The 25647-nt window shown below is 68.5% G+C and carries 17 protein-coding genes; 12 read left to right on the forward strand and 5 right to left on the reverse strand.

The features are described 5' to 3' along the window. Positions 1-4: 4 nt before the first annotated feature. Both ACNFIA_RS27355 and ACNFIA_RS27360 read right to left on the reverse strand, forming a co-directional pair. Positions 5-1153 (reverse strand): acyl-CoA dehydrogenase family protein, encoded by a 1149-nt coding sequence (locus ACNFIA_RS27355; RefSeq protein ID WP_416790175.1) that lies wholly within the window; start codon positions 1151-1153, stop codon positions 5-7. Further along, positions 1150-1623 (reverse strand): MaoC family dehydratase, encoded by a 474-nt coding sequence (locus tag ACNFIA_RS27360; protein WP_416790124.1) that lies wholly within the window; start codon positions 1621-1623, stop codon positions 1150-1152. The genes ACNFIA_RS27355 and ACNFIA_RS27360 overlap by 4 nt, the downstream gene beginning before the upstream one ends. A 110-nt stretch (positions 1624-1733) precedes the next feature. Here ACNFIA_RS27360 and ACNFIA_RS27365 point away from each other — a divergent pair, with 110 nt between their 5' ends. Further along, positions 1734-2630 (forward strand): LysR family transcriptional regulator, encoded by an 897-nt coding sequence (locus tag ACNFIA_RS27365; RefSeq protein WP_416790126.1) that lies wholly within the window; start codon positions 1734-1736, stop codon positions 2628-2630. Positions 2631-2667: 37 nt separating this feature from the next. Here the strand turns inward: ACNFIA_RS27365 and ACNFIA_RS27370 are convergent, their stop codons facing one another. Next, entirely contained in the window at positions 2668-4641 is a 1974-nt protein-coding gene (locus ACNFIA_RS27370; RefSeq protein WP_416790127.1) for an alkyl/aryl-sulfatase, read from the reverse strand. A gap of 319 nt (positions 4642-4960) precedes the next feature. Between ACNFIA_RS27370 and ACNFIA_RS27375 the strand changes: the two genes are divergently transcribed. The 3 genes from ACNFIA_RS27375 to ACNFIA_RS27385 all read left to right on the forward strand — a co-directional run bounded on the left by ACNFIA_RS27375 (position 4961) and on the right by ACNFIA_RS27385 (position 10771). Beyond that, entirely contained in the window at positions 4961-6817 is a 1857-nt protein-coding gene (locus ACNFIA_RS27375) for a DUF1302 domain-containing protein (RefSeq protein WP_416790129.1), read from the forward strand. A 12-nt stretch (positions 6818-6829) separates the two neighbouring features. Beyond that, positions 6830-8197 carry a DUF1329 domain-containing protein gene (locus ACNFIA_RS27380; RefSeq protein WP_416790131.1) on the forward strand — a complete coding sequence of 456 codons (1368 nt, stop codon included), beginning with the start codon at positions 6830-6832 and terminating at the stop codon, positions 8195-8197. Positions 8198-8353: 156 nt separating this feature from the next. Further along, a complete protein-coding gene (locus ACNFIA_RS27385) occupies positions 8354-10771 on the forward strand; it encodes a LuxR C-terminal-related transcriptional regulator (protein WP_416790132.1) in 2418 nt (805 codons plus the stop codon). Here the strand turns inward: ACNFIA_RS27385 and ACNFIA_RS27390 are convergent. Next, the gene (locus ACNFIA_RS27390) at positions 10751-11665 is read right to left on the reverse strand and encodes a LysR substrate-binding domain-containing protein (RefSeq protein WP_416790134.1); all 915 of its coding nucleotides are present in this window, start codon (positions 11663-11665) and stop codon (positions 10751-10753) included. The two genes, ACNFIA_RS27385 and ACNFIA_RS27390, sit on opposite strands and share 21 nt — an antisense overlap. A 150-nt stretch (positions 11666-11815) precedes the next feature. On the opposite strand from ACNFIA_RS27390, the gene ACNFIA_RS27395 reads away from it, so the two are divergent. The 5 genes from ACNFIA_RS27395 (at position 11816) to ACNFIA_RS27415 (ending at position 17337) form a co-directional block, all read left to right on the forward strand. Next, on the forward strand, positions 11816-12643 hold the full coding sequence (locus ACNFIA_RS27395; protein WP_416790135.1) for an FAS1-like dehydratase domain-containing protein: 828 nt from the start codon (positions 11816-11818) through the stop codon (positions 12641-12643). A 47-nt stretch (positions 12644-12690) separates the two neighbouring features. Further along, a complete protein-coding gene (locus ACNFIA_RS27400; RefSeq protein ID WP_416790136.1) occupies positions 12691-13851 on the forward strand; it encodes an acyl-CoA dehydrogenase family protein in 1161 nt (386 codons plus the stop codon). Positions 13852-13869: 18 nt separating this feature from the next. After that, positions 13870-15219 carry an MmgE/PrpD family protein gene (locus ACNFIA_RS27405; protein WP_416790137.1) on the forward strand — a complete coding sequence of 450 codons (1350 nt, stop codon included), beginning with the start codon at positions 13870-13872 and terminating at the stop codon, positions 15217-15219. 79 nt (positions 15220-15298) lie between these two features. Continuing rightward, positions 15299-16489 carry a CaiB/BaiF CoA transferase family protein gene (locus ACNFIA_RS27410; protein WP_416790138.1) on the forward strand — a complete coding sequence of 397 codons (1191 nt, stop codon included), beginning with the start codon at positions 15299-15301 and terminating at the stop codon, positions 16487-16489. A gap of 14 nt (positions 16490-16503) precedes the next feature. After that, on the forward strand, positions 16504-17337 hold the full coding sequence (locus ACNFIA_RS27415; protein ID WP_416790139.1) for an HpcH/HpaI aldolase/citrate lyase family protein: 834 nt from the start codon (positions 16504-16506) through the stop codon (positions 17335-17337). Between the two features lie 592 nt (positions 17338-17929). On the opposite strand, the gene ACNFIA_RS27420 is transcribed toward ACNFIA_RS27415, so the two are convergent. Next, positions 17930-20647 (reverse strand): LuxR C-terminal-related transcriptional regulator, encoded by a 2718-nt coding sequence (locus tag ACNFIA_RS27420; RefSeq protein WP_416790140.1) that lies wholly within the window; start codon positions 20645-20647, stop codon positions 17930-17932. Positions 20648-20908: 261 nt separating this feature from the next. Between ACNFIA_RS27420 and ACNFIA_RS27425 the strand changes: the two genes are divergently transcribed. The 3 genes from ACNFIA_RS27425 (at position 20909) to ACNFIA_RS27435 (ending at position 25638) form a co-directional block, all read left to right on the forward strand. Further along, positions 20909-22039, forward strand: coding sequence for a CaiB/BaiF CoA transferase family protein (locus tag ACNFIA_RS27425; RefSeq protein WP_416790141.1), 1131 nt, complete (start codon positions 20909-20911; stop codon positions 22037-22039). 48 nt (positions 22040-22087) lie between these two features. Continuing rightward, positions 22088-23776: a GMC family oxidoreductase gene (locus tag ACNFIA_RS27430; RefSeq protein ID WP_416790142.1), complete on the forward strand. Its 1689-nt coding sequence runs from the start codon at positions 22088-22090 to the stop codon at positions 23774-23776. Between the two features lie 305 nt (positions 23777-24081). Further along, positions 24082-25638 carry an acyl-CoA synthetase gene (locus tag ACNFIA_RS27435; protein WP_416790143.1) on the forward strand — a complete coding sequence of 519 codons (1557 nt, stop codon included), beginning with the start codon at positions 24082-24084 and terminating at the stop codon, positions 25636-25638. Positions 25639-25647 lie beyond the last annotated feature (9 nt).

Genomic DNA, 25647 nt, shown 5'->3' on the forward strand with positions numbered 1-25647 from the left:
GCTCCTATCGCAAGCCGAGGCCGCGGGCGATCACGCCGCGGAGGATTTCACGGGTGCCGCCGCGCAGGGAGAACACCGGGGCCATGCGCTCCAGGTAGGCCAGGGTGCGTTGCAGCACGTGCGGGACGGCATGGCCATCCACGGCACCGAGCAGGTCGCCCAGCAGGCGCGGAATGGATTGCTCGAAGCTGGTGCCCAGGTCCTTTACCAGCGCCGCTTCCACCACCGGGCTGTGGCCTTCCGCCAGTTTCGCGGCGAGGCTGACTGACAGTGCACGCAGCACCATCAGCTCGCCCAGCAGCTGGCCCAGAAGACGCTCCTGCCCGGCCTGAGGCTGATTGCGCAGCCAGTCCAGCCAGGCGTCGAGCAGGGCGATGCTGGAGTAGATGCGCTCCGGCCCGCTGCGCTCGAAGGCCAGCTCGGCGGTCACCTGTTTCCAGCCATCGCCTTCCTCGCCGACCAGCGCCTCGGCCGGCAACTGCACGTTGTCGAAGAACACTTCGCAGAAGTGCTCGGCGCCGGTGAGGTCGCGGATCGGCCGGATGCTCACGCCCGGCAGCGACAGGTCGACGAGCACCTGCGACAACCCGCGATGGCGGTCCTGGGCGCTGCCGGAGGTGCGCACCAGCGCGATCATGTAGTGGCTGTGCTGGGCGTAGGTGGTCCAGATCTTCTGCCCATTGAGCAGCCAACCGGCACTATTGGCTTCGGCGCGCGTGCGCACGCTGGCCAGGTCCGAGCCGGCGTTCGGCTCGCTCATGCCGATACAGAAGAACTGTTCCCCCCTGCAGATTGCCGGCAGATGCAGGCGTTTCTGCTGTTCGCTGCCAAAGCGCAGCAGCAGCGGGCCGCTCTGGCGGTCGGCGATCCAGTGTGCAGCGACCGGCGCGCCCGCACACAACAGTTCCTCCACCACCACGAAACGCGCCAGCGGGTCGAGACCCGCGCCGCCATATTCACGTGGCAGCGTCAGCCCGACCCAGCCGCGTTGGGACAGGGCGCGGCTGAAGTCAGCGTCGAAGCCTTGCCAGCTGCGCGCCCGCAGATCGGTCGGATAGTCCCGCAGGCGCTCACCGAGGAAGCTGCGCAACTCCGTGCGCAAGGCCTCATGCTGCGGCGGCAGCGCGCGGAAATCGAGGGCGTCGAGCATCAGCCTTCACCCCGTTCGGGGCGGCCGGCGAGCAGGCGCTTGACCTTGTACTCCATTACCGTTTCCTCGCGCTGGTTGAGCACGAAGACGCGGGAGGTCACCACGGCGCGGTTGTGCCTGGACGTCGGACGGACTTCCTCGATCTCCACCACGGCTTCGAGGGTGTCGCCCACGACCACCGGGCCTTTCACGCTCTTGTGCAGCTCCAGCAGGGCCAGGCCGGTGCCTTGCAGCATGGTCTGCATGAGGATGCCTTCGATCAGGCTGTAGCTCAGCGCAGCCGGCACCGGTCGACCCTGGATGGCGCCATTGAAGGTGCTGTCGATGAAGATCACTTCGGTCTGCCCGGTGACGCCGACGAAGCCGATCAGGTCGGCCTCGGTGACGGTGCGGCGAAACGTGCGGAAGCGTTGCCCCGCCTCGATCTGCTGCCAGTAGTAGCCTTGCCCGAGGGCGATTTCGGTATGCGCCATGCACCACTCTCCTGTTGGGTTTGTTGTCGTGGAGTGGGGTCAGGCTATGGGCAGAGCGGGTAGCCATCCAATATTATTTGGAGAGTGATTGATACATACGGAGTATCAGTATGGAGCTGCGCCAGATTCACCAGTTCCTCGCCCTGGCCGAGACCTTGAACTTCCGCGAGGCGGCCGAGCGCCTGCACATGTCCCAGCCGCCGTTGTCGGTGTCGATCCGCAAGCTGGAGGAGGAGATCGGCCTGCCGCTGTTCGAGCGCACCACGCGGCAGGTCACCCTGACCGAAGCCGGCGCGGCAGTCCTGCCCGAGTTGCGCAAGGCGCTGCTGCACCTGCAGCAGGCGCGGCGCTACGCGCTGGAGGCGGGGGCGGGGGCGCGTGGGCAACTGACGCTGGGCTCTGTGGGCTCGGCGACACTCTCCTTGATTCCGCGGCTGATCCCTGAGTTTCGCCGGCGCTATCCGGGCATCACCCTGGAACTGCGCGAGCTGCCCTCCAGCGGCGTGCTGGAACTGGTGGAGAATGGCGGCGCCGATGTCGGCCTGGTGCGTTTTCCGCTGCCGCAGCCAACCGCGCTGAAGCTGATCCCGCTGGTATGGGAATCGATGATGCTGGTCGTTCCGCAGGGCAGTCCGCTGGCGATGAGCGGACGCAGCCGCGTGCACCTGGCGGAAGTCGCCGATCAGCCGCTGATCGACTACCCGCATACCGAAGGCCTGCACTACGTGCTGCTGCAGCTGTGCCAGGCGGCGGGCTTCGTGCCGCAACTGGTGCATTCCACCACCCAGGTGCAGGCGGCCATCAGCCTGGTGGCATGCGGCCTGGGCGTGGCGCTGGTGCCGGCGCTGCATGCGCGCAACTCGTCGGCGCCGGTGTGCTTCCTGGAACTGGAGACGCCACACCAGGAACGCACGGTGGCACTCGCGCTGGTCTATAACCCCGACAACGAGAGCCGCGTCGTGGGGCAATTCCGTGATATGGCGGTGGAGTTGCTCGCGGCGCCATAGCTCCGACCGCCGGGCGGCGGTCGGACGCTGCGCCGTGTCAGGGCGTGACGACGTTGAACTGCGGGGCGAAGCTGTCGATCATGCCGAGGAACTGGCCGAGCTTGCCGGCTGCGCCGTCGAGCCTGATGTCGCCCTGCTTGATCGCGGTGGGGAAATCCAGCTGGCGCAGGCTGATGCGGTCGAGGGTGGCCTTGCTGAGTTTCACCGTCAGGTCGGGCTTGGGCGCCAGTTGCTGGTTGCGGTGTGTCAGCACGCCATTGCGCAGGGTCAGCGCGTAGCGCTCCTGCAGATCATCGAACACCCAGTTCATCACCATGTCGTGGCCCTCGGCCTTCTCGCTGTCCAGGCGGACGGCGAGGAAGTCGAAGAACATGCTCGGTGACATGGCCTTGACCAGATCGGTGCGCACCGAACCCGTGCCGGCGGCGGGCACGCCATTGCGCAGTTCCATGGCGGCGGTCAGGTACATGTTGCGCCACAGCGCGTTTTCGGACTGGTAACCCAGCTGTTCCAGGGCGTCGGCCTGCAGCGCCTTGGCCTGCTGGTTGTCCGGCTGGGCAAAGACCAGGTTGTTGCCCAGGGTCGCGGCCCAGCGATAGTCGCCCTTGTCGATGGCGGTCTTCATCAGCTTGATCACTGCGTCGGCGCCGCCGACCGCCTCGACATAGTGCTGCCCCAGCTCCACCGGCGGCAGCGGGTTGAGGTTGGCCGGGTTGCCGTCGTAGTAGCCCAGGTAGCGCTGGTACACGGCGCGCGAGTTATGGCTGAGCGAGCCGTAGTAGCTGCGGGTGTACCACTTGTTCTCCAGGTTGCCGGGCAGGCGGTCCATCTTCTGGGCGATCTCGGCCGGCGTCAGGCCCTGGTTCATCAGGTGCAGGGCGCGGGCGTCGAGGAAGGCGTACATGTCGCGCTGGTCGGCGAGGAAGGTCTGGATACGCTGCGCGCCCCAGGTCGGCCAGTTGTGCGAGACGAACATCACGTCGGTCTTGTCGCCATAGCGCACCAGGCTGTCATCGATGTATTCGGCCCAGGCCTTGGCATCGCGCACCAGGGCTCCGCGCGGGGTGAGCAGGTTGTGCATCATCTGCGTGCTGTTCTCGGACATGCACAGCGCACGCAGTTGCGGGAAGTAGAAGTTCATCTCGGCCGGTGCTTCGGTGCCGGGCGTCAGCTGGAATTCGACCGTGATGCCGGCAATGTCATGGGACTCGAACTGCTGGCGGATCAGGTCGGTCGGCTCGATCAGCGTCAGGGTGCCGCCGGAGGGCGCCACCTTGCCCATGCCGCCGTCCAGCTGCCCTTGCGTGCCGCGCGGCAGCAGGGTGCCGAACTGGAACTGCGAACGGCGCGCCATGGCGGTGCCGGCGAAGATGTTCTCGCTGATGGCGTGCTCCATGAAGCCCGATGGTGCATAGATCTTCACCTTGCCGCTCTTCACGTCGGCCTCGTCGACCACGCCGCGCACGCCCCCGAAATGATCGGCGTGGCTGTGGCTGTAGGCGACCGCCACCACCGGCTTGTGCGGGCGATGCTGGTAGTACAGTTCCAGCGCCGCTTTGGCGGTCTCCTCGACGGTCAGCGGGTCGATGATGAACAGGCCGTCATCCCCCTCGACGATGGTCATGTTCGACACATCCATGCCGCGCAACTGATAGATGCGCTCGGACACCTGGAACAGGCCGGCGTGACTGTTGAGCTGGGCGAGGCGCCAGAGGCTGGGGTTGACCGTGTCCGGTGCCTTGTCGGCGTCGAGGAAGTCGTATTGCTGGGTATCCCACACCACGTTGCCGGCGGCGTTCCTGATCTGGCCGTGGAAGGGCGCGATCAGTCCGCGGCTGACCGACTCGTAGTCGTCGCGATCGCTGAACGGCAGTTTCTTCAGCACTTCGGCATTCTTCGCCGCGGTAATGGCGCTGGCCGGCTGCACGGGCGCGGCAGCGAGCAGGGATGGGCTGAGGCTGGCGGCCAGTACGCCGGCCAGGCAGTGGTGAAGCAGCGTTACGTTTTTCACGGGGGCTCCTGGGCGTTCTTGTTTTCGAGGGATGCGTGACGTGGCTGCATTTGAGTGGCGCGCCGGCGCACTGCCAATCACCTGTCAGGGTGATTCGCGGCCAAGGCAGGGGCGGGCGGCGAAAGAGGGCGTTACCAGCGGTATCGCCCTGTGGTCGAACCTGCCCCATCGAGCGCCCGCATGCCGAGGCGCGCGCCGCGAAAAGAGGCGGCAATCACCTGCACGGGTGAGGGCGAAAATCACCTGATCGGGCGGTTTTGGCGGGCGTCGGGCACTGCCAGCATGCGCACTCCAACACCTGGACCACCTGGAGTACCGCATGCCAACAATAACAATGCGCGGACACTTTCGACCGCAGGCGCTGGCGCTGGCCATCGCCCTGGCGAGCGCGCCCTGCGCACACGCCGTGAACTTCACCATCGGGGAAATCGAGGGGCAGCTGGATTCCTCGGCGTCCCTGGGGATGAGCTGGGCGCTGAGCAACCCCGACCCCAAGTTCATCTCCAACTACAACGTGGTCGGCGCCAAGGGCAAGGCCGCCTCGCGCACCGCCGACGACGGCCGCCTGAACTTCAGCAAGGGCGATGTGTTCTCGAAGATCTTCAAGGGCACCCATGACCTGGAGCTGAAATACGGCGACTCCGGCGCCTTCCTGCGTGGCAAGTACTGGTACGACTTCCAGCTCAAGGACGAGGACCTGCGCTACTACAACATCGACGACCATGGTCGCGACCAGTCGGCCAAGGCCTCGGGCGGCGAGTTCCTCGACGCCTTCGTCTACCACAACTACCAGCTGGGCGACCTGCCGGGCAACGTGCGCTTCGGCAAGCAGGTAGTGAGCTGGGGCGAGAGCACCTTCATCCCCAACTCGATCAACTCCATCAACCCGGTGGATGTCTCGGCCCTGCGCCGCCCCGGCGCCGAGGTGAAGGAAGCACTGGTGCCGATCCAGCTGCTGTACTTCTCCCAGGGGCTTTCCGAGAACGTCACCGCCGAAGCCTTCTACCAGATCAAGTGGGACAAGACGGTCACCGAGAACTGCGGCACCTTCTTCGCCGTGGACGCGGTGGCCAAGGGCTGCAACGACCGCCTGGTGATTGCCGGCCCCGATTTCGCGCCCAACGATCCGCGCGCCAACGCCGGCAGCATCCTGGACGTGGCGGGCAATCGCGCCAACGCCTACATCCCCCGCACCGACGACCACGAGCCGGGCGATTCGGGGCAGTTCGGCCTGGCCATGCGCTGGTTCCTGCCGGACTTCAACGACACCGAGTTCGGCGCCTACGTGATGAACTATCACAGCCGCAACCCGTTCCTGAGCTTTACCCGCACCACCTACGCCGGCGCCTCCAACGCGCTGACCACCGCCAGCCGCGTGCGCGGCGCGAGCTACTTCGTCGACTACCCCGAAGACATCCGCCTGTACGGCCTGAGCTTCCAGACCAACCTGGGCGGCGTGGCACTCAACGGCGAGGTCAGCTACCGGCCGAACATGCCGATGCAGATCAACACCGCCGACCTGAACCTCGCCGCAGTCAACCAGGTTGGCCAAGTCAACGGCGTGACCACCGCCGTGTCGCCGGTGTTCGTCGACGGCCAGGCGGTGAACGCGCCGGGCGCGGCGATCGAAGGCTACAAGCGCCTGCCCTTTACCCAGGTGCAGGTCAGCGCCACGCAGTTCTTCGACCAGGTGCTGGGCTCCGAGCGCCTGACCCTGGTGGGCGAAGTGGGCTACGACCACATCAGCGGCATCGGCAGCTCGGTGGGCGACCTGCGCTTCGGCCGCAGCCCGACCTTCGGCGCCGGGGAGCTGGTCGACCAGTCGGTGTGCGTGGGCACAGCCCCTGGCACCAAGACCGCCAGCAACCCCCAGCAGGAGTGCAACAACAAGGGCTTCTACACCACCAGTTCGTGGGGCTACCGCGTGCGCGGCATCCTCGACTACCCGAACGTCATCGCCGGCATCAACTTCAAGCCGAACATGGCCTGGTCGCAGGACATCAACGGCACCGGCCCAAGCTTCGAGGAAGGCGCCAAGGCCATCAGCCTGGGCGTGGATGCCGACTACCAGAACACCTACACCATGAGCCTGAGTTACACCAACTACTTCGGCGGCGATTACAACACCTTGACCGACCGCGACTACATGTCGGTCAGCGTCGGCGTGAACTTCTGAGCAGGTGAGCACATGCAAGCAAAGACCATGATCAAGGGCGCCATCCTCGGCTTCGGCCTGCTGGCCTGTTCGGTGCAGGCGGCGGTCTCCGCCCAGGAAGCGGAAAAACTCGGCACCACGCTGACGCCCATGGGCGCGCAGAAGGAAGGCAATGCCGACGGCAGCATCCCGGCCTGGACCGGCGGCCTCAAGCCCGGCGCGGCGAAGGTGGAGAACGGCTTCCTCGCCGATCCGTTCCCGGCCGACAAACCGCTGTTCGTCATCACCGCGGCCAACGCCGAGCAGTACAAGGACAAGCTCACCGCCGGCCAGCTGGCGATGTTCAAGCGCTACCCGGACACCTACAAGATGCCGGTGTTCGCCACCCGCCGCACGGCCGCCAGCCCGCAGGCGGTGTACGACGCGGTGAAGCAGAGCGCGGTAACCACCCAGGAAGCCAACGACGGCAACGGCCTGGCCAACTTCAGTTCGCACTATTACGCCTTCCCGATTCCCCAGAACGGCGTGCAGGTGATCTGGAACCACATGACCCGCTACCGCGGCAGCAACCAGCACCGCGAGACGGTGCAGGCCACGCCGCAGACCAACGGCTCGTACAACACCGTGAGCATGGTCGAGGACATCGCCTACCCGCAGACGCTCACCGGCGGCGCCGACAGCAAGCAGAGCGAGAACGTGCTGTTCTACTACAAGCAGCAGGTGACCGCGCCCTCGCGCCTGGCGGGTAACGTGCTGCTGGTCCACGAGACCATCGACCAGGTCAAGGAGCCGCGCCTGGCGTGGATCTACAACGCCGGCCAGCGCCGCGTGCGCCGCGCCCCGCAGGTGGCCTACGACGGCCCGGGCACCGCCGCCGACGGCCTGCGCACCGCCGATGACCTGGACATGTACAACGGCGCGCCGGACCGCTACCAGTGGAAGCTGGTGGGCAAGAAGGAGATGTACGTCCCGTACAACAACTACCGCCTGTGGTCCACGAAGCTGAAGTATGACGACATCCTCAAGGCCGGGCACATCAACCCGGACTACGCCCGCTACGAGCTGCACCGCGTGTGGGTGGTGGAAGCCACGCTGAAGCCGGGTGAGCGGCACATCTACGGCAGCCGCCGGATGTACGTCGACGAGGACACCTGGGCGATCCTCGCCACCGACCAGTACGACGGTCGCGGCCAGCTCTGGCGCGTGGGCGAAGGCTTCCAGGTGAACGACTACGAACAGGGCATCTCGGTGTACGCCGTGCAGTCGCTGAACGACCTGATCGCCGGGCGCTACATCGCCATGGGCCTGGTCAACGAGGCCCGCAAGGGCGCCCAGTTCGGCGTCAGCGCGGCCATGAATGACTTCACCCCCGCGGCCCTGCGCAACGCCGGCATCCGCTGAGTCGTCCTCTGATCGGCCCGGCGTCGCGCCTGCGGGGGCGATGCCGGGTTCGGGCTAGTCCTGCGGCTAGTCCGAACGACCGATTGTCCCGCCGCGCCCGCGAATGATCTTCTGACACCCGATGCAGTACGAACTACAACGATAACGGGTGTCGCCATGTCCAGTTTCCCCGCCCTTGCCACCGGTGCGCCGGTCGCCCTGCAACTGCCCCGCGAGCCTCTGTTGCAAGCGCTGCTGGAGTCCCCCCGGCGCCTGAATCTGCTCTGCGCGCCGGCCGGCTATGGCAAGAGTGCGCTGGCCCGCGCGGTGCTGGAGCGCCTGCCCTCGAGTTGCGCCCGCGTCTGGCTGGATTTCGCCGGCCAGGCCCTGACGCTGGGCGCCTGCTGTACGCAGATCGCCCGCCAGCTCGGGCTGCTCGAAGGCGATCCGGCCAGCGTGCAACGCGCCTTGCAATCGCGCCGTCAGCCGCTGTGGCTGGTGCTGGATGACTACCCACAGGTCGCCGATGCGGAACTGGACGCGTGGCTGCAATGCCAGCTCGGGCTCGCGGATGCGTCGCTGCACCTGCTGCTCAGCTGCCGCCAGCGGCCGGCCTGGAACCTTTCACGCCTGCTGCTCGACCAGCGCCTGTGCGAGCTGGGCCCGACGCACCTGGCGTTCAGCCGCGAGGAATGCGACCAGCTGGCGTTGGCGCAGGGGTACGACAGCGACTGCCGGCAGCGCCTGTGGAGCGCCACCCAGGGCTGGTGCGCCGGTGTGCGGCTGGTCCTCAGCGCGCGCGATGGCGTGCATGCGCCGGGGGAAGTGGCGGCCTGGCTGCGCACCTACCTGTCGCAGGAACTGCTCGGACGCCTCGATGCCGAGACGGGCCAGATGCTCTGCGGCCTGGCGTACCTGCCACGCTTCAACCGCGACATCTGCGCGAGCCTGTGGGAAGAGCAGGGCGGCGAGCTCTTCGAGCGCCTGCAACAGGGCCAGGGCTTCTTCCTCGCCATGGACGCCGAGGCCAGTTGCTTCCGCCTGCCGCCGCTGGTGGCCAAGGCGCTGCAATGTCACCTGCAAGGCCCGGCGCTGACCCGCCTGCGCCTGCGCGCCTGTGGCGTGCTGGCCCAGGCCGGCTGGCTGGACGAGGCCATCGAGATGGCGCTGGAGGCCGGCCAGCCGGAGGTCGCCGCCGGCTACATGGACCGTCTGGACATGGACTGGCTGTTCAGCGGCCGTCATCTCGGGCTGCTGCTGGAGTGGCGCGAGCGCCTGCCGGCGACGTTGCTGGAGAGCACGCCACGGCTGATCAGCCTGAGCGCCCGGGCGTTGCTGTTCAGCTGGCGCCTGGACGACGCGCATCGCTGCATCGAACGCCTGGGCAATTTCCTGCCGCAGCCCCAGGCTCCGCGCAATCGCCGCCTGCTGGCCAACTGGCTGGCCCTGCGTGGCGCGCTGGACGGCATGCACGGCCGCCTGGAACAGGCCCGCGACTACTGCAACGCGGCGCTCGGCGACCTCGAACCCCGCGACTGGCGCTCGACCCTGCTGTGCCTGACCACCCTGGCACGTCTGGACATGGCCACCGGCGCGCTGCCCCAGGCCCGGCGCACCCTCCAGGCCGCGCTGGAGCTGGCGCGGCGGCAGGGCTGCCTGGCCAGCGAAGTGCTGATCGACTGTGACCGTATACGGCTGTGCCTGTTGGCCGGCGAACGCGAACAGGCCCGCCAGGTGCTGGACGCCTGCCACGAGCGATTGCCGGCCAGCGGCGAAGGGCATGAGTTGCTGCGAGGGCGCCTGGCCTTCCTCGATGGCGAACTGCTGCTCCTGCAGGGCGATGCCGAAGCGGCCGCGGCGGTGCTGGAGAGCGGCGTGCGCCTGGCGCGGTCCTGCGCCGACCCCTACATCCTCCATGGCCTGCTGGGTCTTGGCGAAGCGGCCTCGCGCAGCGCTGACGCGGCATCCGCCCAGCGTTTCAGCGAGGAGGCCGAGCGCCGAATGCACCTGTGGAAGGTGCAGCCAGACTGCTATCGGCTGCCGCTGGAAAGCCTCAAGCTGCGCCTGCTGGCGCGCCAGGGGCAGTGGTCGCGCCTGCACCACGAAGCGACGGTGCTGGAAGCCGAACTGGTACAGCGCACCGAGCGCGTCGCGCCACTGCATACCCCGTCACTGCCACAGCGCGTGCGCTATCTGCTGGCGCTGGCCGAGGCGGGTTGCGGGCGGATCGAGGCGGCGCGGGCACGCCTGCAGCAGCTGCGCGAAGAGTGCCAGGCCCTGGGCTATCAGGCGCTGGCGAGCGAGGCCGAGCACGCCTGGCGCAGCCTGCAGGTCGAGATCGCCCCGGAGCGCCTGCCCAGCCTGCTGCCCACCGTCAGCGGCGAAGGCGAAGACTCCGCCCATGGCCTTACCGCGCGGGAAGTGGCCGTGCTGCGCCTGCTCGCCGAGGGCCTGTCGAACCAGGAAATCGGCAATAGCCTGTTCATCTCGCTCAACACCGTGAAAACCCACGCCAAGAAGATCAACGTCAAGCTGGGCGTGCGCCGCCGCACCCAGGCCATCGTCCGCGCCAAGTCACTGGGGCTGCTCGGATGAGCCGGCTCGCGGCGCGCCGCGCAGCAGGTCCACCAGCGCGCGGGCGCAGGCCGGCAGGGCTTCGCGCTCGCGCAGCAGCACGCTGCGTTCGCGGACCACCCAGGGCTCGTCCAGCGCCAGAATGCGCAGGTTCATGGTGCGGCTGTGGCGCACGGCGGCGGTTTCGGGGATCACGCCGATGCCGACCCCGGCCTCCACCATCCGGCAGATGGCTTCGAAGCTGGCCACCTGAATGCGCAGGTTGAGGTCGCCGCCGACGCGCTCCACCTGTTCGCGCAGGAAGCTCTGCAGGGTGCTGCCCTCATGCAGGGCGATGTGCGGGTAGTCCAGCGTATCGGCCAGGGTCAGGCGGGGCAGGGCGCACAGCGGGTGCTCCGGCGCCACGGCGAGCACCAGGCGGTCGGTGCTGAAGTGAACGATCTGCAGCCCTTCGGCGCGCACCGGGCCGGCGACGATCCCCAGGTCCGCCGAGCCGTCGAGGATGGCGCGGACGATGTCGCGGTTCAGCCGCTCCTGCAGGTCGATGCTGACGCCGGGCCGCCCGGCGAGGAAGTCCGCCAGCAGCTCGGGGAGGAATTCGGTCACCGCCGTGGTGTTGGCAAAGATGCGGATGTGCCCGACCTGGTCGCCGGCCTGGCCGCTGAAGTCGCTCTTCAGGTGGTCCACCTGACGCAGGATCAGCCGCGCGTGCTGCAGCAGGCGCTGGCCGGCCGGGGTCAGCTCGACGCCACGGTTGTCGCGGTACAGAAGGCGACAGTCGAGCTGGCCTTCCAGCGCCTTGATCCGCGCGCTGGCGGCGGCGGCCGAGAGGTGAGCGCGGCGCGCGCCCTGGGTCAGGCTGGGGGCTTCGGCGATGTGCGCGAAGAGTCGCAGGTCGGCGAGATCGAAATGCATGGGGTCTCCGGTAAACGGCAGGCAGCCCCGACAGGCTGAAGAGTGGAGGCAGCGTTCGGCAGTGCTTAACGCTGGATTATGAAAATGTGGATTCGACGAACGCAAGCCCTGTTGCATGCTCCGTCCATCGATGACGCCAAGAGGTCCGACATGAGCGATTCGCCCTACGCCGACTGGATCGGCCGCTCCCAGGAGCGCGAGGAAGAACTGAGTACGTTGCTGGTCCGCCGCCTGGCCGTGACCCTGGCCGAAGACGCGCCCGCCGCCGGCGAGGCGCTGCCGCCGCTGTGGCACTGGATGTTCTTCCAGGATGAAGTGACCGAGCCGGGCCTGGGCGCCGACGGGCATCCCGCGCGCGGTGGCTTCCTGCCCCCGGCCGAGGGGCGCAACCGCATGTGGGCCGGCGGCCGCCTGGAATTCCACGCACCGCTGCGCGTCGGCGGCGTGGCGAAACGCACCACCACCATCCTGAATGTCGAGGAAAAGCACGGCCGCACCGGCTCGCTGCTGTTCGTCACCCTGCGCCACGACTTCCAGCAGGACGGTCGCCTGGCGTTCAGCGAAGAGCAGGACATCGTCTACCGCGAGCCCAGCCCGCCCAAGCTCTCCAGCGGCGACGCACTGCCCGCCGCGGACTGGAGCGAGGCCGTGGTGCCGTCGCCGATCCTGCTGTTCCGCTACTCCGCGCTGACCTTCAACGGCCACCGCATCCATTACGACTGGCCCTACGTCACCGACACCGAGGGCTACCCCGGCCTGGTGGTGCACGGCCCGCTGATCGCCACCCTGAACCTGCGCGCGTTCTGCCGCGCCAACCCCGACGCGCGCCTGCGCCGCTATGCCTACCGCGGCCTGCGCCCGCTGATCAGCCCCGAGCCGTTCGAAGCCGGCGGCCGCCTGAGTGGCCCCGGCAAGGCCGAAGTCTGGGCCGGCAACGGCGCCGGCATCGCCCAGCGTGGCGACGTGGAATTCGACTGACCGCACCGTTTCCGGTGCCTCCAACAAGAACGACATGAGGTGTTTCGATGACGTCCACCCCCGAAGAACTCCAGGCCATCCGTGACGGCGTGCGCGCCCTGTGCGCGGAGTTCCCCGCCGAGTACTGGCGCAGGATCGACGAAGAGAAGGGCTTCCCCGAGGCGTTCGTGCGTGCCATGACCGAGGCCGGCTGGCTCAGCGCGATGATCCCGGAAGAATACGGCGGCTCGGGCCTGGGCCTGGCCGAGGCGTCGGTGATCCTCGAGGAGGTGAACCGTTGCGGCGGCAACTCCGGGACCATCCACGGGCAGATGTACAACATGTTCACCCTGCTGCGTAACGGCAGCGCCGAGCAGAAGGCCTACTACCTGCCGAAACTGGCCAGCGGCGAACTGCGCCTGCAGTCCATGGGCGTCACCGAGCCGACCACCGGCACCGATACCACCAAGATCAAGACCACCGCCGTGCGCCAGGGCGACAAGTACGTGATCAACGGGCAGAAGGTGTGGATCTCGCGCATCCAGCATTCCGACCTGATGATCCTGCTGGCCCGCACCACGCCGCTGGCCGAGGTGAAGAAGAAGTCCGAAGGCATGTCGATCTTCCTGGTCGACCTGCGCGAGGCCATCGGCAACGGCCTGACCGTGCAGCCGATCGCCAACATGGTCAACCACGAGACCAACGAGCTGTTCTTCGACAACCTGGAGCTGCCGGCCAGCAGCCTGATCGGCGAGGAAGGCAAGGGCTTCAAGTACATCCTCGACGGCCTCAACGCCGAGCGCACGCTGATCGCTGCCGAGTGCATCGGCGATGGTCGCTGGTTCACCGAGAAGTCCGCACAGTACGCCCGCGACCGCGTGGTGTTCGGCCGCCCGATCGGGCAGAACCAGGGTGTGCAGTTCCCCATCGCCGAGGCGCATATCGAGATCGAGGCCGCCGACCTGATGCGCTGGCGCGCCTGCCAGGAGTACGACAGCGGCAGGAACGCCGGGGCCGCCGCCAACATGGCCAAGTACCTCGCCGCCAAGGCCAGTTGGGAAGCGGCCAACGCCTGTCTGCAGACACACGGCGGGTTCGGCTTCGCCAACGAATACGACGTCGAGCGCAAGTTCCGCGAGACCCGCCTGTACCAGGTGGCGCCGATCTCCACCAACCTGATCCTGTCGTACGTGGCCGAGCACCTGCTCGAACTGCCGCGCTCCTTCTAAGCCGGGACGAGAACAACCATGAACAATACCCACGCCCTGGCCGAGTTCCTCGCCGGCCTGCGTTACGAAGACCTGCCCGCGTCCGTGGTCGCCTACACCGAGGAGCTGTTCCTCGACTGGCTCGGCTCGGCCCTGGCCAGCCAGGACCGCCACCCGATCCCGCTGTTCCAGCGCTACGCCCGGCGCATGGGCCCGGCCAGCGGCAACAGCCGCGTGCTGGTGGACGGCAGCTCCACGTCCGCCTACTTCGCCGCGCTGGTCAACGCGGCCAGCTCGCACCTGGTGGAGCAGGACGACCTGCACAACAGCTCCGTGCTGCACCCGGCCACTGTGGTCTTCCCGGCGGCCCTGGCGGCGGCGCAGGAACTGGGCAAGTCCGGCCGCGAACTGATCCTCGCCAGCGTCGCCGGCTACGAGGCGGGCATCCGCATCGGCGAGTTCCTCGGCCGCTCGCACTACCGCATCTTCCACACCACCGCCACGGTCGGCACCCTGGCCGCCGCCGTGGCCGTGGGCAAGCTGCTGGGCCTGGACAGCCGGCAGTTCGTCCATTGCCTGGGCAGCGCCGGCACCCAGGCCGCCGGGCTCTGGGAGTTCCTCCGTGACGCCGCCGACTCCAAGCAGCTGCACACCGCCAAGGCCGCCGCCGACGGCCTGCTCGCCGCCTACCTGACGGCCGACGGCCTGAGCGGCGCGCAGAACATCCTCGAAGGCGAGCAGGGCATGGCCGCCGGCATGTCCAGCGACGCCGACCCGAGCCGGCTGGTGGACGGCCTGGGCACGCGCTGGGCGCTCTGCGAGACCTCCTACAAGTTCCACGCCTCCTGCCGCCATACCCATCCCGCCGCCGACGCGCTGCTGGGCCTGATGCAGCGCGAGGGGCTCAAGCACGGCGACATCGCCCAGCTAACCGCCCGCGTGCACCAGGGCGCCATCGATGTGCTCGGCCGCGTGGTGGTGCCGCAGACGGTGCACCAGGCGAAGTTCTCCATGGGCACCGTGCTGGGGCTGATCGCCGTGCACGGCAAGGCCGGGCTGGTGGAGTTCGAGGAGTTCTCCCTGAGCGATCCCGAGGTCGAGGCCTTCCGCGAGAAGGTCAGCATGCAGCTCGATGCGGACGTGGACGGCGCCTACCCGCGTCGCTGGCTCGGCCGCGTCGATGTGCTCACCACCGATGGCCGCCAGCTGCACGGCGCCATCGACGAGCCCAAGGGCGATCCGGGCAACGGCCTGAGCCGCGCCGAGCTGGAGGACAAGTTCCGCCGCCTGCTGGCCTTTGCCGGCCAGCGCAGCGAGGCCGAGGCACAGCGCCTGGTTCAGGCCGCCTGGCGGCTGCATGCGCTGCCGGACCTCGGCGACTTCCGTTGAGCCCGCAGCGGGCGGCGGGATGGCCGCCCGGTATTTCTGACTATGCGCGTCGGCCGCCGGCCGGCGTCTGGAGTTGCCCATGAGTTCGCGTCCCCTCGACGGCATCACCGTCATCAGCCTGGAACACGCCATCGCAGCGCCGTTCTGCACCCGCCAGCTGGCCGACCTCGGCGCCCGCGTGATCAAGATCGAACGCCCCGGCGTCGGCGACTTCGCCCGTGGCTATGACGAGCGTGTGCGCGGGCTCGCCTCGCACTTCGTCTGGACCAACCGCTCCAAGGAGAGCCTGTCCCTGGACCTCAAGCAGGCCGCGGCCCAGACCGTGCTGGAACAATTGCTGGAAACCGCCGACGTGCTGGTGCAGAACCTCGCGCCGGGCGCCGCCGCGCGCCTGGGGCTGTCGTTCGGGGCGCTGTACGAGCGTTTTCCGCGGCTGATCGTCTGCGATATTTCCGGCTATGGCGAAGGCGGTCCCTACGAGCAGAAAAAGGCCTACGACCTTCTGATCCAGAGCGAGAGCGGCTTCCTCTCGGTGACCGGCGGGCCGGGCGCCGACGAGATGGCCAAGGCCGGCTGCTCCATCGCCGACATTTCCGCTGGCATGTATGCCTACAGCGGCATCCTTTCCGCGCTGCTGCTGCGCGGGCGCACGGGGGAGGGCAGCCGCGTCGAGGTGTCGATGCTCGAAGGCATGGCCGAGTGGATGGGCTTCCCCCTGTATTACGCCTTCGATGGCCAGTCACAGCCGCCGCGCGCCGGCGCCGCCCACGCCACCATCTATCCCTACGGGCCGTTCCCCACCGGCGATGGCGGCAGCGTCATGCTCGGCGTGCAGAACGAGCGCGAGTGGAAGCTGTTCTGCGAGGTCGTGCTGCGGCGCCCGGAGCTGGCGGCGGACCCTCGCTTCACGGCCACCAGCCTGCGCGTGGCCAACCGCGATGCGTTGCGCACGCTGATCGTCGAGGCGTTCGCCAGCCTGGATGCCGAGCAGGTGGTCGACCGCCTGGAACAGGCGCAGATCGCCAATGCCCACGTCAACGACATGCGCGGCCTCTGGCAGCACCCGCAGCTGGCCGCCCGCGACCGCTGGCGCGAAATCGACAGCCCCGCCGGCCGCCTGCCGGCGCTGTTACCGCCGGCGAGCAGCAACGCCTATGCGCCACGCATGGACGCCGTGCCGGCGCTGGGCGAACAAACCGATGACGTCCTGGCGGAACTCGGGTATACCGCCGGGGATATCCAGCGCCTGCACGAGCAGGGCGCGGTATGACCCAGGAGAACCCCATGATTCAGCAAAGCCCGGCGCAGCCCATCGTACGAACTGCGTTGTTCGTGCCCGGCAGCCGTCCGGAGCGTTTCGCCAAGGCGCTGGCCAGCGGCGCCGACGCGGTGGTCGTCGACTTCGAGGACGCCGTCGAGGCATCGCTCAAGGCCCAGGCCCGCGACAACCTGGCGGCCTTTCTCGAAGCCAACCCCGAGGCCCGCGTGCGGGTGCGGGTGAACGCCGCTGGCGATCCCGAGCAGGCCGCCGACCTGGAACTGTGCGGGCGGTTGCCCGGCGTCATCGGCATCCTGTTGCCCAAGGCCGAGCGCGCCATGCAGGTGCGCATCGCCGCGTCCTGCGGCAAGCCGGTGTGGCCGCTGATCGAGAGTGCCCGCGGCCTGCTCGCGCTCGGCGAAATCGCCGCGTGCGAGGGCGTGGAGCGCCTGACCTTCGGCGGCCTCGACCTGGCGCTGGACATTGGCATGGCCAGTGGCACCCCGGCGGCCGCGGTGGTCTATGACCAGGTACGCCTGAGCCTGCTGCTGCACTCGCGGGTAAACGACCTGCAACCGCCGCTGGACACGGTATTCCCGGCGTTCGACGATGCCGAAGGCTTCGCCGCGACCATCCGCCATGGCCGCGACCTCGGCATGCTCGGCGCGTTGTGCATCCATCCCAGGCAGGTGAGCGTGGCCCACGCGGCGCTGGCCCCCAGCGCCGACGAACTGGACTGGGCGCGGCGGGTGGTGGCTGCCGCGGAAAGCGGCGCGGCGGCTTTCCAGGTGGACGGGCAGATGGTCGATGCCCCGGTGCTGGGGCGCGCCCGGCGGCTGCTGGCCAGCGCTGGCGACTGACGGTCCAGGTGTAGATGCAGGTCCAGGTGTAGGAGCATCTGTGCGCTTCTGGAACCCCGCGCCTGCGCTTCCCCCTCACCCCAGCCCTCTCCCTCAGGGAGAGGGAGCAGATCGTGCCGGCTGATGCCACGGTTTCACCCTGTGCCGAACGGTCCCCTCTCCCTGGGGGAGAGGGTCAGGGTGAGGGATAATCCGGCCGAAGAAGCCTGGGCAGCAGCGCAGGACCGTAGGGCGCATAACCCGGAACGGGTTATCCGCCGATGGCCTCGTGGCGGATAACGCTGGCGCGTTATGCGCCCTACGAACTGCCATGGGTTCGCGAGCAAGCTCGCTCCTACAGCAGGCGTCCTGCCGCGGTTTTTCCCTTGACCTACGGATTCTTCCGCGATGGATTTCGCGGGTGAGATCCGCTCCTACGAGGGCACCGCTCCCGTAGGAGCGGACCTTGTCCGCGAGTCCCTGCCATGGCACGGCAACCGCAGGGCGCATAACCCGGAACCGGTTATCCGCCAATGGCCCCGCGGCGGTAACGCGGGCGCGTTATGCGCCCTATGCTATTCGAGCGGGGCGCGGAGCCAGCGCAGGGTTTACTTCAATCCAACAACCCCCGCGCCCGCGCGATCGCCACTGCTTCGGTGCGGCCCTGGGCGCCGAGCTTGGCGTTGATGTTGCGCAGGTGCGACTTCACCGTGAACTCGGAGAGGAACATCTTCTCGGCGATCACCTTGTTCCGGTGCCCGGCCGCCAGCAGGCGGATCACCTGGATCTCGCGCGTGGTCAGGCCCTCGCCCACGGCGCCGGGTGCCTGGCCGGGGGTGGGCGCTTCGCCGTGGCCGACGAAACGCTGCAGCAAGGTGGTGAGGAACCGCGGCTCGATGCCCAGCGCCCGCGACTGTGCCTGATGCAGCACGGCCCAGCGTTGCAGCAGACTGCCCAGGCGCGGGCCTTCGTCGAGGAAGGTGCGCATGAAGCCTTCATGGCTGGCGAAGCGCAGCGCCTCGCTGAGCGCCTCGAAGGCTTCCTCGCTGCGCTCCAGGGCGTTCAGCGCCAGGGCATGCAGCAGGCGCAGCTTGAGTTCGCGACGGTGGTGCTGGCGGGCATTGGCCTCGGCCATGGCTTGCCGCAGGTCGCGTTCGGTGTCCTGGCAGTCGCCCTGGGCGATGTGCAGGCGGAAGCGGGCGATGCTCGGCGTATCGACGTCGTTGCCATGCAGCAGGATACCCGGTCGCTCCCAGTCGGCATGCAGCTCGGCGTAGCGCAGCGCCTGCCGCGCCGACTCCAGGCGATTCTCCAGGGTGGCGGCGCGGGCGCGCTCCAGCCAGGCGGAGCAGATGACTCGCGCGGACCCGGCCTGCTGGCCGATCTGCTCCAGGTCCGCCAGCAGGCGCAGCCAGGCGTCGCGATCACCCTTGAGCAGCGCCACGCGGGCCAGCAGCACGTGGGAGGAAATCAGCGAGTCCGGCGGGCTGCTCTCCTTGGCATGGGGCAGCACTTCGCCCAGCAGTTGCTCCACCTCGTCCAGCGCGTCGGTTTCGTAGAGCGCGATGGACAGGGTGATCTCCAGCGACGGTCGTCCGGCAAGAATCTTCTCCGCGCTGCCCGAGGCTTGCGCCGGGAAGGCCGCCTGCAGGCGCGCCAGGGCATTGCCCAGGCGTCCCTGGATCATGTCCAGCACGCCTTCCAGGCAACTGGCCACGCTGCCCATCGACTGGGTACGGCTCTGCGAGCAGCGCAGGATGGCCCGCGACAGCAGCCGCCGCGCCTCCTCATAACGGCCCGTGGAGACCAGGCTGTAGCCCAGGCAGTTGGCGATCACGCCGTACTGGAACTGTTCCTCGTCGGGGATCCGCTGGATATGCGCCAGGCCTGCCTCGCAGCAGGTTTCCACCTGGTCGGTGAGGGCGAACAGCAGGCAGCGGATGGTCTCCGCCTCCAGCGCCGCTGGCTGCTCGCCGTCGCCGGCGCAGCCGACCAGCGCGATACTGGCCAGGGCGTCGTTGTAGCGGCGGTGCAGCGCCAGGGTCCAGGAATAGCCCAGGCAGAGGTTGGGGTAGCGCTGCAGGATCGACGGCGGAATCTGGTCCAGCCAGCGCAGCAGCAGGCGCGAGCGGCCGACGTCCATGAACTCGCCGACGTGGCGGCTCAGGTGCCGGGCGGCCTCGTCGCGGGCGCCGGCCTGCAGCAGGTGGTCGATGGCCGGCACCGGGCGCTGCTCGCCCAGGTACCACTGTGCCGCCAACTGGTGCAGTTGCGCGGCCTGGCCGGGGTAGTCGCGCTGCAACGCGTCGCGCAGGTAGCTGGCGAACAGGCTGTGGTAGCGGAACCACTGGTGCTCGCTGTCCAGCGGGAAGAGGAACAGGTTGGCGCGTTCCAGGTAGGCGAGCATGTCCTGGCCGTCCTGCCCGCCGGTGACGGCGTTGCACAGCGGCACGCTGAGCTGGTCGAGCACGCTGGTGCGCAGGAGGAACTGCCGGCAGGCCTCGCTCTGCCGGGCGAGGATGTCCTCGGTGAGGTACTCGGCCAGCTCCAGGTTGCTGCCGGAGAAGCTGGAAACGAAGGCCGCGTGATCGTTGCGCCCCTGCAGCGACAGGCTGGCGAGGTAAATGGCGGTGATCCAGCCCTCGGTGCAGCGGTACAGCGTGGCGATCTCGGCGTCGCGCAGCGGCAGTTCGCGCTTGTCGCGGATGAAGCGGGTCGCTTCTTCGAGGGAGAAACGCAGCGCGCCGGGGTTGAACTCGAGCAACTGGCCACGGGCGCGGATGCGGCCCAGGCCGATGTCCGGGGTCGAGCGCGAGGCCAGCACCAGCACGCCGCAGGGGGGCAGGGTGTCGATCAGTTGCTGGACGAAATTGAGCACCGCCGGGTTGTGGATCGCCTCGAACTCATCCAGCAGCAGGGCAAAGGGCTGTGCGCGCTCCGAGAGCTCCTCCAGCAGGCCCTGCATCTGCTGCGCCAGGCCCAACGGCTCCGCTGGCGGCGCGGCGTCGAGTTGGCGCAGGCCGTTGGCGAGGTGCGCCACGAAGCGCTGCAGGTCGTTGTCCGCGGCGTCCAGGTTGAGCCAGAGCACCTGCCGGTCGTTCGCCAGGCAGCGGTCGCGGTACTGCTGCAGGAGGATGGTCTTGCCGAAGCCGGCGGCGGCGCGGATCAGGATCAGCCGCGCGCTGGACTGTTCCATCTGCTCCAGCAGGTGCTGTCGCGGCAGGTGGCTGGCAGAGGCCGACGGCGTGGCGAACTTGCTCGACAGGATGCGCGGCGGCGTGGCGGCTGCGCCGGCAGAGAGGGCAGGGGTGGCGGAAAACTGGGCAGGCATGGTGACTCCGCTGGCCGGTCGTGTGGCTGCGCTGGGCGCGCCGCCGGCTCATTTGTTGTTCTGTGTCGCGGCATCTTGCCACGGCCGGCGCGCGGACCGCAGTCGTCCATTCGAACTACTCGATTGTTTGAGGCACGCCAGAGCCCCGAAGGGACTAGCCGGCGTTTCGTCCGTTCGATCCATTGTTGCCCGCCGCCCCGTCGCTAGGCTGGGGAGCCGCCGGAGATACCGGCGCTTGCACAGCCAGACAGGAGCGATGCGATGGCGGGCCCACTGACGGGATTGAAGGTTATCGAGATGGTCGGGCTGGGGCCGGCGCCGTTCTGCGCCATGCTGCTGGCCGACATGGGCGCCGAGGTGATCCGCGTGCAGCGCCCCGGCCAGGCATTGGGCGAGCGGGCGCGCTTCGATGTGCTCGCTCGCGGGCGTCGCGCCGTCGCCCTGGACCTGCTCCAGAGCGAAGGGGTGGAAACCCTGTTGCAGCTGGTGGAGGGCGCCGATGCGCTGATCGAAGGCTTCCGCCCCGGTGTGATGGAGCGCCTGGGCGTGGGCCCGGAGCATTGCCTGCAGCGCAACGCGAAGCTGGTGTACGGCCGCATGACCGGCTGGGGCCAGAGCGGCCCGCTGGCCCAGGCGGCCGGCCACGATATCAACTACATCGCCCTGGCCGGCGCGCTGCACGCCATCGGCCGGCCGGGGGAGAAGCCGGTGGTGCCGCACAACTACATCGGCGACTTCGGCGGCGGCGGCATGCTGCTGGGCTTCGGCGTGCTCTGCGCGCTGCTGGAAGCGCAGCGTTCCGGCACGGGGCAAGTCGTGGATGCGGCCATGACCGACGGCACCGCATTGCTCTCGGCGATGATGTACGGCTTCCGCGCCGCCGGCCGCCTGGGCGACGAGCGCGGCGCCAACCTGCTCGATGGCGGCGCGCACTTCTACGACACCTATGAATGCGCCGACGGCCGTTTCATCGCCCTGGGCGCCATCGAGCCGCAGTTCTATGCCGAGCTGCTCACACGCTGCGGTATCGACGACCCGCAGTTCCAGCGCCAGATGGACCCGTCCCAGTGGCCGCAGCTCAAGGCCAAGCTCGCCGCGCTGTTCCAGCAACGCAGCCGGGCCCAGTGGTGCGACCTGCTCGAAGGCAGCGACGCGTGCTTCGCCCCGGTGCTGGATTGGGCCGAAGCCGCCGGGCATCCGCACAACCGCGAACGCGGCACCTACCTCGAACTCGATGGCGTGCTCCAGCCGGCACCGGCGCCGCGTTTCAGCCGCACCCCCGCGGCCACGCCGACGCCGGCACCGGGCGCGCCGCAGAGCGAAGCGGTGCTGCGCGACTGGGGCCTGAGCGACGAACGCATCGCCGACCTGCAGCAGGCCGGCGTCATCTGAACCCCGCAGTGGCGGGGCCGAACGGACAACAACAAGAAAGGTGAACCCATGGAACGCTCGTACGAATACATCGTGGTAGGCGCCGGCTCGGCGGGTTGCGCCGTGGCCGGGCGGCTGGCCGATGCCGGCTGCACGGTGGCGCTGCTGGAAACCGGCGGCCACGACCACCACGGCAAGGTGACGGTGCCGGTGGGCCTGGTGCTGACCATCCCGCGCAAGGGCGACTACAACTACGCCTACGAAAGCACCGCGCAGCCCAGCCTGGCCGGGCGCGCCAGCTACCTGCCGCGCGGGCGCGGGCTGGGCGGCAGCTCCTCGATCAACGGCATGCTCTACCTGCGCGGCACGCCCTCGGACTATGACGGCTGGGCCGCTGCTGGCTGCGAGGGCTGGAGCTGGAAGGAGGTGCTGCCGTACTTCAAGCGCGCCGAGAACAACGAGCGCGTGGCCGGCAAGGACGACGCGCTGCACGGCGGCAGCGGCCCGCTGCATGTCACCGACCCCCGTTCGCCGTGCTCCTGGGCTCGCCACTTCATCGAGGCCGCGGCCAGTGCCGGCCACCCCTACAACCCCGATTTCAACGGGCCGCAGCAGGAAGGCGTGGGTTATTTCCAGGTCACCCAGTTCAATGGCGAGCGCTGGAACGCCGCGCGGGCCTACCTGCACCGTGGCAACGCTGCCGATCCCGCGCACAACGCAGGCCGCGCCAACCTCGAGGTGCTCACCGGTACCCGCGCGCTGCGCATCCTGTTCCAGGACAAACGCGCCAGCGGCGTGCTGGTGGAGCGCGAAGGCCAGGAGCTGACGCTGCGCGCTTCGCGGGAGGTGATCGTCTGCGCCGGCAGCCTGGTATCGCCGCAGTTGCTGATGGCCTCGGGGATCGGCCCGGCGGCGCACCTGCGGGAGCTGGGCATCGCGCCGCTGCACGACGCGCCCGAGGTGGGGCAGAACCTGCAGGAACACCCGGACCTGATCCTGCACAAGCGCATCTTCAGCACCGACCTGTTCGGCGTCACCGTGCGCGGCGCGCTGAGCTACCTGTGGCAGTGGCGCAAGTACCAGCGCGAGCGCGGCGGCCTGTTCACCCGCACCTTCACCGAGGCAGGCGCCTTCCTCAAGACCGATCCATCGCTGGCCGACCCGGACATCCAGCTGCACTTCGTGATGTCGTCAGGCGACAACCACGGGCGCACCTTCCACTACGGCAGCGGCTATTCGATCCACGTCTGCGTGCTGCGTCCGCACAGCCGCGGGCAGGTCCGCCTGCGCAGCGCCGACCTGCGCGACGAGCCGTTGATCGAGCTGAACCTGCTGCAGGACGAGCGCGACATGGCGACCATGGTCAAGGGCGTCAAGCTCGTGCATCGGATCCTTGAACAACCGGTGCTCACGCGCTTCGGCGGCAAGCCGCTGTTCCACGGCCACCTGAAGTTCGATGGCAGCGACGACGAGGCGGTGAAGCAGATGATCCGCGAGCACTGCGACAACGTTTACCACCCGGTGGGCAGCTGCCGCATGGGCGGCGACGAGCAGTCGGTGGTCGACCCGCAGCTGCGCGTGCGCGGCGTGCAGGGCCTGCGCGTGGCGGATGCCTCGGTGATTCCGCTGCAGGTGGGCGGCAACACCAACGCGCCGACCATCATGATCGGCGAGAAATGCGCCGACCTGGTGCTGGCGGAGCGGCGCGCCAGCCAGGGCGACCGCGCCACCGCCCGTCGCGAGATGCTGGCGGGCTGACACGCAGGTTGTGGGGGAGGGCGACTTCGGGCGCCCGGCCCTTTTTTATGGCGCTGCCGGCAAGTCCGCTTCGCGAGCGAGCTCGCTCCTACAGATTCGCTCCGAGCCGCTCTGCGTAGGACCGAGGGGGACGCCTAGTCCTTGCTCGCGAACCGCCCAACGGCACACTCATCGGCCGACCCGCCGCCCTAGTCCCTTCGAACCACCCGCCAATCCCCCGCAGCTTCATCCCTTCGACCGACGCCGCGGGCAACGGCCATCCCTAGTATCGAACTCACAAGAACAACATCGATTGGAGACCTGCCATGTACCTGACCCAAGGCCTGCAACGCATGCTGCAGCAGGACCCGGACCACGTCGCGACCATCTTCCGCGGCCGCACGCGGACCTTCCGCGAGCAGGGCGAGCGCGTCGCGTGCCTGGCGGCGGCCTTGCAGGCGCTGGGCATGCGCAGCGGCGACCGGGTCGGGATGCTGGCCCTGAACTCGGACCGCTACCTGGAATACATGCTGGCCACCTGGTGGGGCGGCGGCGTGCTCAACCCGGTGAACATCCGCTGGAGCGTGCCGGAGATCGTCTACTCCCTGGACGACTGCCAGACCGAAATCCTGCTGATCGACGACCACTTCCTGCACCTGGCCGAAGGCATCCGCGCCGGCGCCAAGCGCGCCCCGGTGATGATCCACGTCGGTGACGGCGCGGCGCCCGAGGGCATGCATTCCTTCGAAGGCCTGATCGCCAGCCACGCGCCCATCGCCGATGCCATGCGCGGCGGCAACGACCTCGCCTCGATCATGTACACCGGCGGCACCACCGGCCTGCCCAAGGGCGTGATGCAGTCGCACCTGAACCTCTGGTCCTCCGCCGTGGCGCGCATGGCCGAATACCCGGCCGAGGAGCAGTCGCGCACCCTGCACGCCGCGCCGATGTTCCACACCGCGGCCATGGCGCGCTGCATCAGCCAGGTCATCAGCGGCGACGTCAACGTGTTCATCCCGATGTTCGACCCGCTGGAAGTACTGCAGACCATCGAGCGCGAGCGCATCAACGAGATGCTGCTGGTGCCGACCATGCTGCAGGCGGTGATCAACCACCCGGACTTCGAGCGTTTCGACCTGTCCTGCCTCAAGCGCATGGCCTACGGCGCCTCGCCGATCTCCCTGCCGGTGCTGGAGCAGGCCCTGGCCAAGTTCCCCGGCATCGCCTTCATGCAGGCCTACGGCATGACCGAATCCTCGCCGGTGATCTCGGTGAGCCCGGCCTATACCCACGAGGCCGAGGGCATCGCCAGCGGCCTGGTGCGCAGCGCCGGTCGCGGTGGCTACGGCGGGCTGGTGAAGATCGTCGACGAGGAGGGCAACGAGGTCCCGCGCGGCGTGGTCGGCGAGATCATCGTCTGCGGTCCCAACGTCATGCTCGGCTACTGGAACCGCCCGGAGGAAACCGCCAAGGCCCTGCGCAACGGCTGGCTGCACACCGGCGACGGCGCCTACATGGACGAGCGCGGCTTCCTGTTCATCGTCGACCGGCTCAAGGACATGATCGTCACCGGCGGCGAGAACGTGTACTCCGCCGAGGTCGAGAACGTGGTGGCCCGCCACCCGGCCGTGCAGAGCTGTGCGGTGATCGGCATCCCCCACGAGCGCTGGGGCGAGGCCGTGCATGCGGTGGTGGTGCTGCACGCCGGCAGCGACGTCTGCGCCGACGACATCCGCGCCCACTGCGCCCAGCACATCGCTGGATACAAGTGCCCGAAATCCGTGGAGTTCGTTGCCGCGCTGCCGCTCTCGGCGGCCGGCAAGGTGCTCAAGCGCGACCTGCGCGCCCCCTACTGGAAAGACCAGAACCGCGCCGTCAACTGACCGCGCGCG

The organism is Pseudomonas sp. NY15437, assembly GCF_048068435.1.
Taxonomy (GTDB): domain Bacteria; phylum Pseudomonadota; class Gammaproteobacteria; order Pseudomonadales; family Pseudomonadaceae; genus Pseudomonas; species Pseudomonas nitroreducens_B.